Origin of the sequence: Oceanobacillus chungangensis, assembly GCF_003369565.1 — a bacterium.
GTDB lineage: Bacteria > Bacillota > Bacilli > Bacillales > Amphibacillaceae > Oceanobacillus > Oceanobacillus chungangensis.
Genome location: NZ_PIOD01000005.1, coordinates 386,539 through 399,644, shown reverse-complemented (window position 1 = coordinate 399,644; position 13,106 = coordinate 386,539). Strand labels below are relative to the sequence as shown.

The 13,106-nt window shown below is 36.3% G+C and carries 11 protein-coding genes; 2 read left to right on the top strand and 9 right to left on the bottom strand.

Features of this window, described 5'->3' with window-relative positions:
- Positions 1 to 93: 93 nt before the first annotated feature.
- A complete protein-coding gene (locus CWR45_RS05545; RefSeq protein WP_170138799.1) occupies positions 94 to 1,035 on the bottom strand; it encodes a sugar-binding transcriptional regulator in 942 nt (313 codons plus the stop codon).
- A 268-nt stretch (positions 1,036 to 1,303) separates the two neighbouring features.
- On the opposite strand from CWR45_RS05545, the gene CWR45_RS05540 reads away from it, so the two are divergent.
- Positions 1,304 to 2,953 (top strand): glycerol-3-phosphate dehydrogenase/oxidase, encoded by a 1,650-nt coding sequence (locus tag CWR45_RS05540; RefSeq protein WP_115748796.1) that lies wholly within the window; start codon positions 1,304 to 1,306, stop codon positions 2,951 to 2,953.
- A gap of 18 nt (positions 2,954 to 2,971) precedes the next feature.
- Positions 2,972 to 4,012: an alcohol dehydrogenase catalytic domain-containing protein gene (locus tag CWR45_RS05535; protein ID WP_170138798.1), complete on the top strand. Its 1,041-nt coding sequence runs from the start codon at positions 2,972 to 2,974 to the stop codon at positions 4,010 to 4,012.
- 45 nt (positions 4,013 to 4,057) lie between these two features.
- On the opposite strand, the gene CWR45_RS05530 is transcribed toward CWR45_RS05535, so the two are convergent.
- The 8 genes from CWR45_RS05530 to CWR45_RS05495 form a co-directional block, all read right to left on the bottom strand.
- On the bottom strand, positions 4,058 to 4,996 hold the full coding sequence (locus CWR45_RS05530; protein ID WP_115748794.1) for a sugar-binding transcriptional regulator: 939 nt from the start codon (positions 4,994 to 4,996) through the stop codon (positions 4,058 to 4,060).
- A 245-nt stretch (positions 4,997 to 5,241) separates the two neighbouring features.
- Complete coding sequence (locus CWR45_RS05525; protein ID WP_115748793.1) at positions 5,242 to 6,342, bottom strand: galactitol-1-phosphate 5-dehydrogenase; 1,101 nt, start codon at positions 6,340 to 6,342, stop codon at positions 5,242 to 5,244.
- Between the two features lie 583 nt (positions 6,343 to 6,925).
- Positions 6,926 to 7,597, bottom strand: a complete 672-nt coding sequence (deoC, locus tag CWR45_RS05520; RefSeq protein WP_115748792.1) for a deoxyribose-phosphate aldolase — start codon at positions 7,595 to 7,597, stop codon at positions 6,926 to 6,928.
- A gap of 77 nt (positions 7,598 to 7,674) precedes the next feature.
- A complete protein-coding gene (locus CWR45_RS05515; RefSeq protein ID WP_115748791.1) occupies positions 7,675 to 8,706 on the bottom strand; it encodes a zinc-binding dehydrogenase in 1,032 nt (343 codons plus the stop codon).
- Positions 8,707 to 8,816: 110 nt separating this feature from the next.
- Entirely contained in the window at positions 8,817 to 10,076 is a 1,260-nt protein-coding gene (locus CWR45_RS05510) for a galactitol-specific PTS transporter subunit IIC (protein WP_115748790.1), read from the bottom strand.
- Positions 10,077 to 10,142: 66 nt separating this feature from the next.
- Positions 10,143 to 10,421, bottom strand: coding sequence for a PTS sugar transporter subunit IIB (locus CWR45_RS05505; RefSeq protein ID WP_115748789.1), 279 nt, complete (start codon positions 10,419 to 10,421; stop codon positions 10,143 to 10,145).
- Positions 10,421 to 10,909 (bottom strand): PTS sugar transporter subunit IIA, encoded by a 489-nt coding sequence (locus CWR45_RS05500; RefSeq protein WP_115748788.1) that lies wholly within the window; start codon positions 10,907 to 10,909, stop codon positions 10,421 to 10,423. Before CWR45_RS05500 ends, CWR45_RS05505 begins: the two co-directional genes overlap by 1 nt.
- Before the next feature lie 19 nt (positions 10,910 to 10,928).
- The gene (locus CWR45_RS05495; RefSeq protein ID WP_115748787.1) at positions 10,929 to 13,004 is read right to left on the bottom strand and encodes a BglG family transcription antiterminator; all 2,076 of its coding nucleotides are present in this window, start codon (positions 13,002 to 13,004) and stop codon (positions 10,929 to 10,931) included.
- Positions 13,005 to 13,106: the final 102 nt, after the last annotated feature.

Genomic DNA, 13,106 nt, shown 5'->3' with positions numbered 1-13,106 from the left:
TTTGTAATGTTACTCTTGTAAAGGATTATAAAGCGCTTACAAAAATATGTCAATACGTATTTATTAATTTTACAAACTGCTTGTCATGCCAGATTAATAACTTTCAATTAATGCAGTAGCAGTAACATCATCAATAAACAATGTCGTAATATATTGTTTCTTTAAGGCTACATGAAGTGCTTCAATTTTGTGCACACCGCTTACAATTGTCATAACTTCTGGTATTATCGCTAAGTCCTTTAAGTCCAATCCAATAATCCGATCATTTATTTGGTGTTCTAACTCCATACCTTCTCTGTCATAAAAATTTGAATTAATATCTCCGATTACGTTTGACTCTTCTAAACTGAGACGGTCCTTATCATTTAGATAGCCCATCTCTGTCATCGTCGATTCTAAAGGATTTCCAACACCAACGATTGCTAAATCTACATTTTTACCTTGATTCAATACTTCTGAGACATCCTTTGATTCCATGATATTGTTTCTTAGACTAACTGTTTCGACCATTGCTGGAGCATACAGGTAAGAGCTGCTAGTATCCAATTTTTGTGCCATTTGAAAGGTTAAATGGTTTGAATGCAGATGAACATTATTTTGTCCCAATCCTCCAATTAATGGAATTACATGTATATGTGGTTTGTTTTGATATGTAAAAGCATCAACCAATGCATGTACAGACTTCCCCCATGATATTCCAATTGACTTGATATCGTCGATTTTACTGGAAAGGTAAGTAGCTGCTGTTCTTCCTAAGTGGCGCATAACCATTTCCTGATTATTCTTATTTGTTGCAATTACCGTCACTTCGTTCAAGTCATACTTATTTTCTAGGATTAACTCTAGCTCTACTGTGTGTAGTGATTCATCTTTGATATAAATTTCAACTATTCTTTCTTCCCTTGCTTGTTTTAACCATCTTGATATTATTGGTCTCGATTTACCAACTTTTTTACAAATTTGATTTTGTGTCCATCCTTCTAAATAATATAGCTTAGCTACTTTTATCATTAATCGTCGTTCTTCAGTTGTCATTTCGTTACCCCCAATTACACTTGTAAATATTAAATAATTATATAATAGCATAAATACTCCATTAGGGAAACGCTTACAAAAATATCATCTAATCTTGTCATCTTCATGACCTATTAACAAAGGATTACCTTAATTTAACCAAGCTTTCAAATGTAAGCACTTTCTTGACGGTAGTGAAAACAGTAGATATACTGTAGATAATTATTTTACATTCGACATCACCGTGAACAAATGTAATTAATCACATAGATAAGGGGCTGCTGATAGAATGAATTCAAACACATTTTCAACGCTAAATCGTGATTTATTATTAAATCAATTGGAAGAAGAAACATTTGATATCTTGGTTATTGGTGGCGGGATTACAGGAAGTGGAATTGCATTAGACGCAATAACAAGAGGACTAAAGGTTGCATTGGTCGAGCGATATGATTTTGCATCAGGCACAAGCAGTCGTTCAGGGAAATTAATTCACGGTGGATTAAAATACCTCCAGAATTTCGATATTCCTGTAGTCAAAGAAACGGGACGTGAACGCGATATCGTATATAAAAATGCTCGTCACCTCGTTTATCCAATTAAAATGAATTTCCCTATTATAAAAAAGGAATCTTATAACCTAGTAACATTAAAAGCTGGGCTTACACTATATGATCGACTAGCAGGTGTTAAAAAAGAGGAACGCCATACTATCTATGGTAAGAAAAACACATTAGAAAATGAGCCGCTTTTTAATAGCAAATTAGTTCAAGGAAGCGGCGTTTATGTTGAATATCGAACAGATGATAGTCGCTTAACGATGGAAGTAGCAAAAACTGCAGCAGAAAAAGGGGCTACTATCCTAAACTATGCAGAAATGACAGATTTTCTTAAAGATGCGAATAACCAAGTAAAAGGAATTGTTGTGAAGGATCATATCGATAATAAAACGATAACGATTCGTGCAAAGCATATTGTCAACGCTGCAGGTCCATGGGTTGACAAAGTTAGAGAGAAGGATCGTCCAGTCACAGGTAAATATATGGTACTTGCAAAAGGGATACACATTGTCTTTGATTATCATTCATTACCAGTTAATTCTTCCATTTACTTTCAACATAAAGGTCGAATGATAGCAGTTATCCCGGTAGGTAATCGTACTTATGTCGGTTCAACCGAATCCCTATACACAGAGAATATGGACAATATTATGGTGAATAAATCAGAAGTAGAATACCTACTTGGTTGTCTCCATGATATGTTCCCTACATTAAATCTTAATATTCATGATGTAATTTCTAGCTGGGCTGGGATTCGACCATTAATTGGTGAAGATGGTAAGTCTCCGTCTGAGCTATCCAGACATGATGAAATCTTTGAATCAGATACAGGATTAATAACAATTGCAGGCGGTAAATTAACTGGGTATCGTAAAATGGCCGAACGAATTCTGCAATATATTGAGAAAAAGGAAAAGAAAGCGATAACACCATCAAAAACGGACCATATCAAATTATCTGGCGCACAATTCAATTCAGCAGAAGATATTACGTCATTAACTACGCTCTTACATGGACGTTATATCGAGTTAAATCTAGCAGAAGAAGAAATCTATCAGTACGTATTACGGTATGGATCCAATACTGAAAAATTACTGCAAACCATTAGTGAATATAACGCTAAGGACTTAAACTTAGAAGAAAGAAATATATTAGCTGAATTAGCCTATACCATTGACAATGAAATGGTAGCCTCATTGTCTGACTTTTATGATCGCAGGACAAGTTATCTTTTATTTGATCTTGATAAGGTTAAACGATCACTTGAAATCATTACCAGTGAGATGTCGACAATTTTACGTTGGGATAATAAAAAGAGAGAAGAAGAAAATAGGGCGATGCAATACTTAATTAAACGAACATTAAGCTTTAAAGATTAAGAAAAGGAGATGAATTCCATGTATGCAGTGGCTCTTACAGGTAAGAACGCGTTAACACTACAAAAACGTGAATATCCAACGATAGGCCCTGATGAAGTTCTATTAAAAGTTCATGCAATTGGTGTATGCGGTTCTGATCTAAGAATCTATCAAAACGGAGATGATAGAGTACATTATCCCAGAGTTATTGGTCACGAAATAGCTGGTGAGGTTCTCGAAATCGGCAGCCAAGTAACAAGATTCCGAATGGGGGATAGAGTAACCTTAGGTGCACATATTCCATGTGGAGAATGCTATTTCTGTCAAAAAAACGAAGGGCATTTTTGTGTTCTCGGAAGATCCGTCGGTTATCAGATCGATGGTGGGTTTGCAGAATATGTTGTTTTACCTAAGGAATTTATTGAAAACGGATCCATTCAAAAAATAGCAGATAATACTTCCTATGAATTAGCAAGTTTATCAGAGCCCTTTTCTTGTGTGCTCAGTGGTCTCCATGAGGTAAAAATGGAAGCTGGTGATACGGTTGTTGTATATGGTGCTGGAGCAATTGGTTGCATGTACATCGCAGCCGCTAAAAAAATGGGGGCTGCAAAGGTAATTGCAGTCCAACGCTCAAAACCAAGACAGAAACTAGCACTTGAAGCTGGAGCTGATATCGTAATTGATCCTACTATAACGGATACCGTTCAAAAAGTACGAGAGGAAACTGAGGGGCTAGGGGCTGATACGGTGATTATTACAGCACCATCAGCACAAGTACAAAAGGAAGCACTAGAAGTTGCAAAGCAGCTAGGCAAACTCCTTTTCTTTGCAGGCAATAAAAGCGTAAAAGAAACCTCTTTAAATACAAATCATATTATTTACAAACAATTGCACATTGTTGGGACACATGGTGCTCCCCGTCATTTGCATATAGAAGCTGTGAAATGGATTGATGAAATGCTAATTGACTTTTCATTCTTTGTTACACACACCTTCCCATTAGCAGAAACCGAGAAGGCCTTCCAAACAGCACTAGATAAGGATGGACTGAAGGTTGTCGTTATTCCAACACAGTAATATAAAAAAACGAACTCCTAGTAGAGAGTTCGTTTTTTATATTACTTATAATAAGGCTTGGGCTGTTCGATCATCAGTAATAAGTACATTTAAGCACCCACCAAGGAGTGCTCCTTCAATACTTTCCAACTTATGGGATCCTTCAACAATTCCGATTACTTCTGGGATTTGTTTAATTTCTTCGATATTTAAACCAATAAAGCGATCATTTAATGGATGATCAATTTCTTCTCCAACTTCATTAAAAAAACATGAGCCTATATTTCCTACTGCTCCAGCTTTATGAAGGGATACTAAATCACTGTCATTCAAATATTCCATTTTTTCCAATGTTGATTCTTTAAATGGATTACCAATTCCAACAAGCGCCATGTCTACGTTCTTACCTTCTTCAAGGACAAGAGAAACATCTTTTGTATTTACCAGTCTTTCCTTTAAGTCATCATTTTCTACCATTGCAGGTGCGTAAAGGTATGAACATGTTGCATTCATTTTTTGCGCTAAATTATATGCTAACTGATTAGAATGCAAATAAACATGTGAATTTCCCATCCCGCCAATTATCGGGATTATATGGATATTCTCTCTTCTTTCAAATGGATATTCATCAACTAAAGATAACAGTGTGCTTCCCCATGATATTCCTAGGCTTTTAACATTCGATAAGTTCTTCGATATATATGAAGAAGCTGTTTTTCCAAGTTGTCGTTTTGCCATCTCTTGTGTAAATCCAGAAGTTGAAACAACTAGAACTTCTTTTAAGTCATATTTCTTTCTAAGCTTCTCTTCTAATTCGACTGTATGTACTGTCTCGTCTTTTATGTAAATTTCTACGATACCTTCTTTTTTCGCTGCATTTAACAGTTTAGATATAACAGGGCGAGAAACACCTTGTTTTTTTGCAATTTCCGCTTGTGTCAAGCCTTCAAAATAATATAGCTTCGATACTTTCACCATTAATCGTCGTTCTTCCCAATTTAACATACTATCTCTCTTTTCCTGCATTTTCGCTACATATGTTCCTTATAGTTACATTGGTAAAATCATAAGGTTTTGAGCGGATTTTGTCAAGTATGGAGAAAGAATTACAGTGAAGGGATAGTATTATGTCAGGTTTCTGTGAAAATCAACATTACCTTTTGTCATCGATTATTTTTATACTTGAATTAAATTAAATCAAAAAGACGTTCAACAAACGTCTTTTCAAATAAAATAATAATTAATCTAACCTATATCTCCTGTCCTACCGCTTCCCCAGCAAGCTGACCCGATACTGCCGTTTCTTCCGGATGGAAGATAACTTTAACAGAATCTATCTCTCTATTAATTACCTTTTGAAATGCTTCTGGTCCTTCTTGTAATGATAGCTTGTGAGAAATCATTGGTTTAACATTGATTTGACCAGTACTCATATAATGTACGGTTGATATCCATTCTTTTCCTGGGAATGGCGCTGAAATCGCGTTCCATGAACCGTATATTGTTAATTCATTTCGGACGATTTTCTCAAAATAAAAGCGTTCGATATTAATATCCGCATAGGGAATCCCCATGAATACGACTTCACCACCTTTTCTTGGTAATGCAAATACTTGTGAAGAAGTGATTGGAGATCCTGCTGATTCAATTGCTAAATCTACACCACGTCCATTTGTATATTCTAAAATTTGTTCATGTGCTGGTTTTTCTAATGAATTGATTACTACGTCAGCACCTAGTTCTTTAGCAATTTGGAGTTTCGTATCATCGATGTCGATTGCATAAACTTTTTTCGCACCGAAAATCTTTGCCCATTGTACTGCAAGAAGACCAATGCTACCAACACCCATTATTGCTACTTCTGAACCTGGTTGGATTTTTGTTCGATAGAAACCATGTGCAACTACGGAGGATGGCTCAACTAATGCTGCCGTATCATAGTCCACATTATCTGGAAGGGGAATGATATGGGTAGCAGGTAATTTAGTATATTCGGCGTAAGCACCTGGATGGCGCGCGCCAATTACGCTTAGCTTCTCACAGCGTGCTGGCTCTCCAGTACGGCAATATTCACATTCACCGCATACAAATGCAGGACATCCTGCGACACGATCGCCAATTTTAATCCCTTCAACGCCCGGTCCCACTTCTGTCACTTCACCAGCAAACTCATGGCCAAACGTCATTCCCTCTATATACGGGCCTAGCTTTTTGTATCTAGATGTATCTGATCCACATATTCCAACAGACTTTACTTTAATAATAACGTCATCATCATTCTCAATTACTGGAACTGGTGTGTTATCTTCAAAACGGATATCTTGTATGCCATAAAGATTTAAAGCCTTCACCCTTATCATCCTTCCAATGTCTATATACTTAAGGTTTTTTCTAAAAGTTTGTAGCTATAAGTGCCCAATTATAATTAGCTGTTGATATATGCGACCTTGCGCAATGTTGATTACAGTCACTTTCCGTAAGCAACGTCAGCTACAATTAACGGCCATATTTGGGAGCACAGAAACGATTCTTATCAGTAAATTTATAACAATCCCAGCGGAGGAAATACACGAAGACTCCTGCGGGAGGAACGGCCTAGGTGAGACTCCGAAGTGTGATAGCACAAGGAGGCTCACCAGCCGCCCGCGGAAAGCGCAGTGTATTTCCGCAGCGGCATGCCAAAATGAAAATTTCATCCTAAGCTAACTTGCAGATTCATTATTTGTTTCCTTTTTTTTACTGAAATATAGTTTATAAGCTGCAAACCCAACAATAAGTGAGTTAAATATAAGCTGGTATTCGAAATAAAAATCACTTATTCCTCTCATAGGCCCCAACATGAAATCTAAAAGTGCATCTACCAAAATTTCCCCTTCTCTCCTGAAAAGTGGTAAACGATTAAGCAGCATACTTAACCGTTTCTCACTTTATTATTTAATAAGATGCTGTTGATACATCGCCGTTAATTATTGCGATTGCTCCACTTGCACCAATACGGGTGGCACCTGCTTCTACAATATTTACTGCATCCTCAAAGATTTTAACCCCACCGGCAGCTTTTACACCGATTTTATTGCCTGCAACGGAACGGAGTAATCTAACATCTTCAACCGTTGCGCCGCCACCATTGAATCCTGTTGCTGTCTTGACAAAATCAGCTCCAGCTTCAATGATCAATTCCGTTACTTTTACTTTTTCCTCATCTGTTAATAACGCTGTTTCAATGATAACCTTCGTTGTTAAGCCTTGAGATGCTTTCACAACTTCTTCAATATCATGTTTTACAACATCATGTTCACCGGATTTTAAAGCACCTAAATTTACTAACATATCAATCTCTTCTGCACCATTTTTTATGGCTTCTTTCGTTTCTTCTACTTTTACATATGTAGTTGCGCCTCCGAGCGAGAAGCCTATCGGAACTCCGACTTTAATGCCATGTGGCGATAAGAGGCTATGCGCATAGGAAACATAGTAAGGGTTTACAAAAACTGTTTTAAATCCATATTCGATTGTTTCTTCACAAAATGCTTTAATATCCGCTTTCGTTGCAGTTGGTGATAATAATGTATAATCAATGATTGAAGTTAATTCCTCTTTGTTCATTGTAAGTATCCACCTTCCCTGAATACGTGCAATACAGGGCTGTAGCATATCTGAATTAGCTAAAGCCCTTGAATCGTTTATTTTACTGGAGTTAACAATACTTTTATTGCTTCCCCGCTTTTAATCGCTTGGTATGCCTCTTCCCATTGCGTTATGTCAAATTCATGTGTTACAAGTGCTTTTGCATTTACTTTTCCTTCATTCATTAATGCGAGTGATGGCTCCCAGTCTGCAGGTTTTTGACTTCTGCTGCCTACAACACGAATTTCTTTTTGAATGATTTTTTCTAAATCAAATTGTACTTCTGAATTTGCGAATATACCTACTTGTGCGTACTGCCCTTTTTTTCGTAAAACATCTAAGCCTTGTTTTGCAGCTGGTATGGCACCTGAGCACTCAAGAACAACATCTGCTCCATAACCATCTGTTAGTTTATTGACAAATTCTTTCAGATCTTCTTCTTGCGTATTAACGGTATAATCAATTCCTACCTCTAAAGCTTTATCTAAACGTACTTTATCATTTGTCAATCCGGTTATAATCACAGTTGCTCCACGGCTTTTTGCAACTTGAGCTGCTAATAACCCGATTGGTCCTGGTCCAATGACGACAACGATATCTCCATCATTTATTTCAGTTTTTGCTACAGCATGATATGTACATGCCAATGGCTCTGTCATTGCTGCCGACTGATAATCAACATTTTCAGGAAGATGGTGTACACTCTCTTTACGAGCGATTAAATAGTTAGTAAATCCACCATCTTGCTGCGTCCCTAATCCTTTACGATAGTTACATAGGTTGTAATCACCAGACTTGCAGTATTCACATTCTCCACAAATATAGAAGGTAGTCTCTGATGTAACACGATCACCAATATTAAATTCTGTAACACCTTCTCCAACCTCGACAACTTCTCCCGAGAATTCATGTCCTAATGTTACTGGTGCTGCAACTTTATAATGTCCTTCATACGTATGAATGTCTGATCCACAAATTCCTGCGTATTTTACTTCTATTTTTACTTGGTTTTCTCCTACTTGTGGCTCTTCTCTATCTTGTACTTCTAAGTTTCCAAATCCAAGTTCTGTTTTTACTAACGCTTTCATTCCTGTTTCCTCCTGTTGAATTTAGATTCATATAATATTAATACTTGATTCAAACTAGATTTCTTCACTGAATGAAATATCACTAATCTTGGGTAAGACTTGAGAACAGATTAGTTAAAGATTGCAAATATCTTCCAAATTACCCAGTTCACTAGGTTACCGCCTTGGTCAATACTTGATACCATTGCAGATCCTTCAGGCAAGTTAATGCTTGCTGTAGCAGCCATATCAGTAAATAATGGAGCGATGTCTGTTGCTAGATAAAGCGATATCGCAATCATGATCGTACCAACAATAATGGAGTGAATGATGTTCCCACGAGCTGCACCAACTACAAATGCGATTACAAAAGGAATTGTAGCTAAGTCACCAAATGGCAGTACAGCATTACCAGGTAAAATAACTGCAAGCAGTACAGTAATTGGTGTTAGAATAAGTGCAGTTGAAATTACTGATGGATGTCCTAATAGAACAGCAGCATCCAGTCCGATATAAATCTCGCGATCGCCAAAGTGTTTATTTAACCATGTACGTGCGGACTCTGATACAGGCATTAGGCCTTCCATTAAGATCTTAACCATACGAGGCATTAACACCATTACAGCGGCCATGGAGATACCGATATTGATAATATCGCCAACACCATATCCTGCAAGTGCTCCAATTGCTGCACCAAGGATTAATCCCATTACCATGGAGTCTCCAAATATACCAAAACGTTTTTGAATGGTATCTGGATCAGCCTTTATTTTATTTAGTCCAGGAATTTTTTGAATTAATTTTACTAAATAAATGAATGGTGCATATGAAATCGTACTACCTGTTGCAACAGAAACCCCAGGCATTTCATAGAAATCACTTACCATTGGTTGTGTCCAGTCTGCAACTTTAAGACAGACGATTTGGAACAGCAGTGCTGCAATTAAACCTTGAATAACACTTCCTGAAATCGTATAGACAACAGCAGCCATAAATGTATAATGCCAATAATTCCAAATATCTACGTTCATCGTTTTCGTTGTCTTCGTCAATAACATTAAAACGTTTACAACTAATCCTAGTGGAATAATAAATGCTGCAACGACAGATGCCCAAGCAATCGATGAAGTTGCTGGCCAACCAACATCAATTACATTTAAATCTACTCCTAATCGATCCACCATTCCTTGTGCAGCTGGTCCTAAGTTAAGCGTTAACAAATCAATTACTAAGAATATACCTACAAATGCTACTCCAATTGTTAATCCAGAACGAAATGCTTTCCCTGGTTTTTGACCAAATACTAGTCCAAGGATAAAAATCGCTACTGGCAAGATTACTGTCGCTCCTAAGTCTAGAAAAGCTTGAATAAAATCTACAAATCCTTGCATAGGTATTTCCCTCTCTCTCTAGATATACCTCTCGATTTCTCTTTATGCGAGAAATCGAGATTCTATTTATTTTTTAAGTTCATCCAAAATTTGTTTTTTTGTATCTTCAATGCCAATTCCTGTTAAAAATGCACGTGCATTAATAACTGGGAATCGATATTCTTTCTTAGTCATTGCTGTAGTAACTAAAAGATCTGCTGAATCTTCATACGCACTAACCTCAGCGATCTTGATTTGTTTAATGTCTAATTTAATGTTATTTTCTTTTGCCATTTCTTCAATTGCATTGTTTACTACTGTTGAAGTCGCAATACCTGCGCCACATGCTACGAGTACTTGTTTCATTATCTTTCACCTCCTTCAAAAGCTAAAAATCCTAAATTTTCTTCTAATACGTTTTTTATTTCCGTTTTATCTGCAAGACTTACTAACCGTTTTAATAAATCCTCATTTTGAAACATTGCCATCAATTTTTGCAGCAGACTAAGCTGTGAATGCGCCTCATCCATTGCAAGCATAAATACGAGTTGAACAGGTGTTGTCTCTATATCGTCACCCATAATTACGAAATCAACTGGTTTCTTTAATATAGCGACACTGATTGTTTTATTTATGACATGTTCCACATCCGTATGTGGAATTGCTACGGAAACACCGGCAGTTGGCAGTCCAGTTGCAAATTCAGCTTCCCTTTGAATGATTGCTGGAATGAAGCTTTCCTTTACTAAATCTAAGTCTACTAGGTTACTTCCCATTTTATTTAAAACTTCTTCCTTGGAATCTGCTGCTAAATCTAATAGAATGACAGATTCATCAAAAAATAATTGCCCCATCGATATCTCCCTTTCTGAACTAATTCGTAGTTGCCATTTCTTTTATAGAATATAGCTTTAAAATTTTATGAACTTCCTCAATTGAATCAGTTTCAATTGCATGTTTACGATCAATTTCCGAATTCGCAAACTGCATCAATTGCATCAATGCGCGAATATGCTGCTGCTTATCGACCGCAGCAATTACGACTACAAAATTTATCGCAAATTCCTCGGTATATTGTACTGGTTCCTTTAAACGCAATAAGCTCATCCCCACATCATTTACTCCATCTTCTGGTGCAGCATGTGGAATTGCTATATTTGGACCGATTACAATATAGGAATCTTCTTTAGAACTTCGAATCATTGCATCCACGTAGATTGGCTCAATAATTCCGCTTTCATTTAATGGTTGTGCCGCTTTACGGACTGCCTCTTCCCACGAATCAACGGAATCCAACAATGTAATATTCGCCGGTGTAATCATGTCATCTAAGTTAAGGTCTTGTGGTGGATTCTCTTTCTTCACAATCGCTGTGTCGTCTGCATGATTCAAATAGCTTTCTAATTCTTCTTTTAAAGCCCTTTCATTATTAACGGTTGAATACTTATTTATAATTTCTAGTAACTGATTAACATTTCTATCATTTGGTATATATCCATGGATTTCTAGCATTACCTGTTTTCGCAAACGATATTTCTCTTCTTCTCCTAAAAATACCTTGGAAATAAATAGTTTCTTATTCGTTTCTAAATATGTCGGAGAAAATACAATGTCATATTCCAACTTATAATTTAGAAATTCACGTACCGATAAGGAATCCAAAAATACGAACTCTGGAAATAATTCACTTAAATCATTAAACATTAGTCTTGAAACCGATACTCCCTGTGGGCAAACAACAATTGCTTTCACCTTACGATCAATACTTTCGCCCTGGCGATTCATCCACCCACCAATTAACATGGTAATATAGGTCGTTTCACTAGCTGGAATTTCAGAGCCAATTAACTCTTTAAGTGGCTCTATGGATTTACTTACAAGATGGCGAATTTCTAGGAATTCCTTACTTAGCGAACCTTGAATTTGAATCGTATCTGTAAGGTGATACTTAATTCTGTAGTATGCCGGTTTAATATGCTGCAGCAATTTATCCATCAGCTGCTCCCGTTCCTGGAAATAGATACAAGCACTTTTTTCGAATAATCGTAGCATCGTATCAATTGCTGAAACTAAATTTGGTACAGTATCTTCAGTAAAATCCTCAGCCCAATAAACATTCGTTGTCAATAGATGCAACGTAATGAACAATCGTTCAGAAACAGGGATATCTTTTTTATCATATAAAAGTTCTTCTGTCGCCTGATATTCTTTTGTATCTGATAATTCATCATATTTAATAGAAAAAGCTTCTATTTCACTGCCCTTTTCTATTCTTCTAAGAATGAGAATCAAAGTAAATGGCATCGTTTCTAATTTCTCATCGGTGAACTTAATATTTAATTTATTTTCTACTTTTTCGATACGCTGTTTAAACTCATTGATTTGTTCATTCTTTATTCCTGTTAACGTCATTAATCTTGATTCACCATTACTCATTAGAAGAACTTGTTGTACGACATTATTTAGTAGTTTGCGAATTTGGAATTCATCGCCTTCTATCAAATACCCATGCTTTCTCGAATATCGATTAACTAAATTGTATTCATCTAGAAATACTTGTACTTGCTTCATGTCACTTAATATCGTATTCTTACTGACTTCCAATTCAATTGTAAAATGATTTAGAGACAGCTCTTCTTCTGAACCTAATAGCATTAGGAGTATTAATTGAACACGTTGCTCCTCCGCTAAAATCGTTGAATCCATAATGAAATTCTCATGATTTCCACTAAGTTTTGAAAAAACAGTTTGATCAATGATAAACTGACCTTTTCTCGTTCTTTCTATTAATGGAAGGTTATTGGTATAAAGCCAATCGTTAATTTTGTTAATGCTATAACCAAGCTGTCTACGAGTTAAATTATATTCTTCTTCAATTGTTGTACTAGTAACACTTGGATTATTAATCAATTCATCCAAGATTCTATTGTCTCGTTCATTTAATACCACTCGTAAACCTCCTCCTGAATTTATTGTACCACCAATTATACCATAACTGAATGCGGTTTCATCACAAAATGTTGGAATATTCAAGTACATCACAGTGATGTA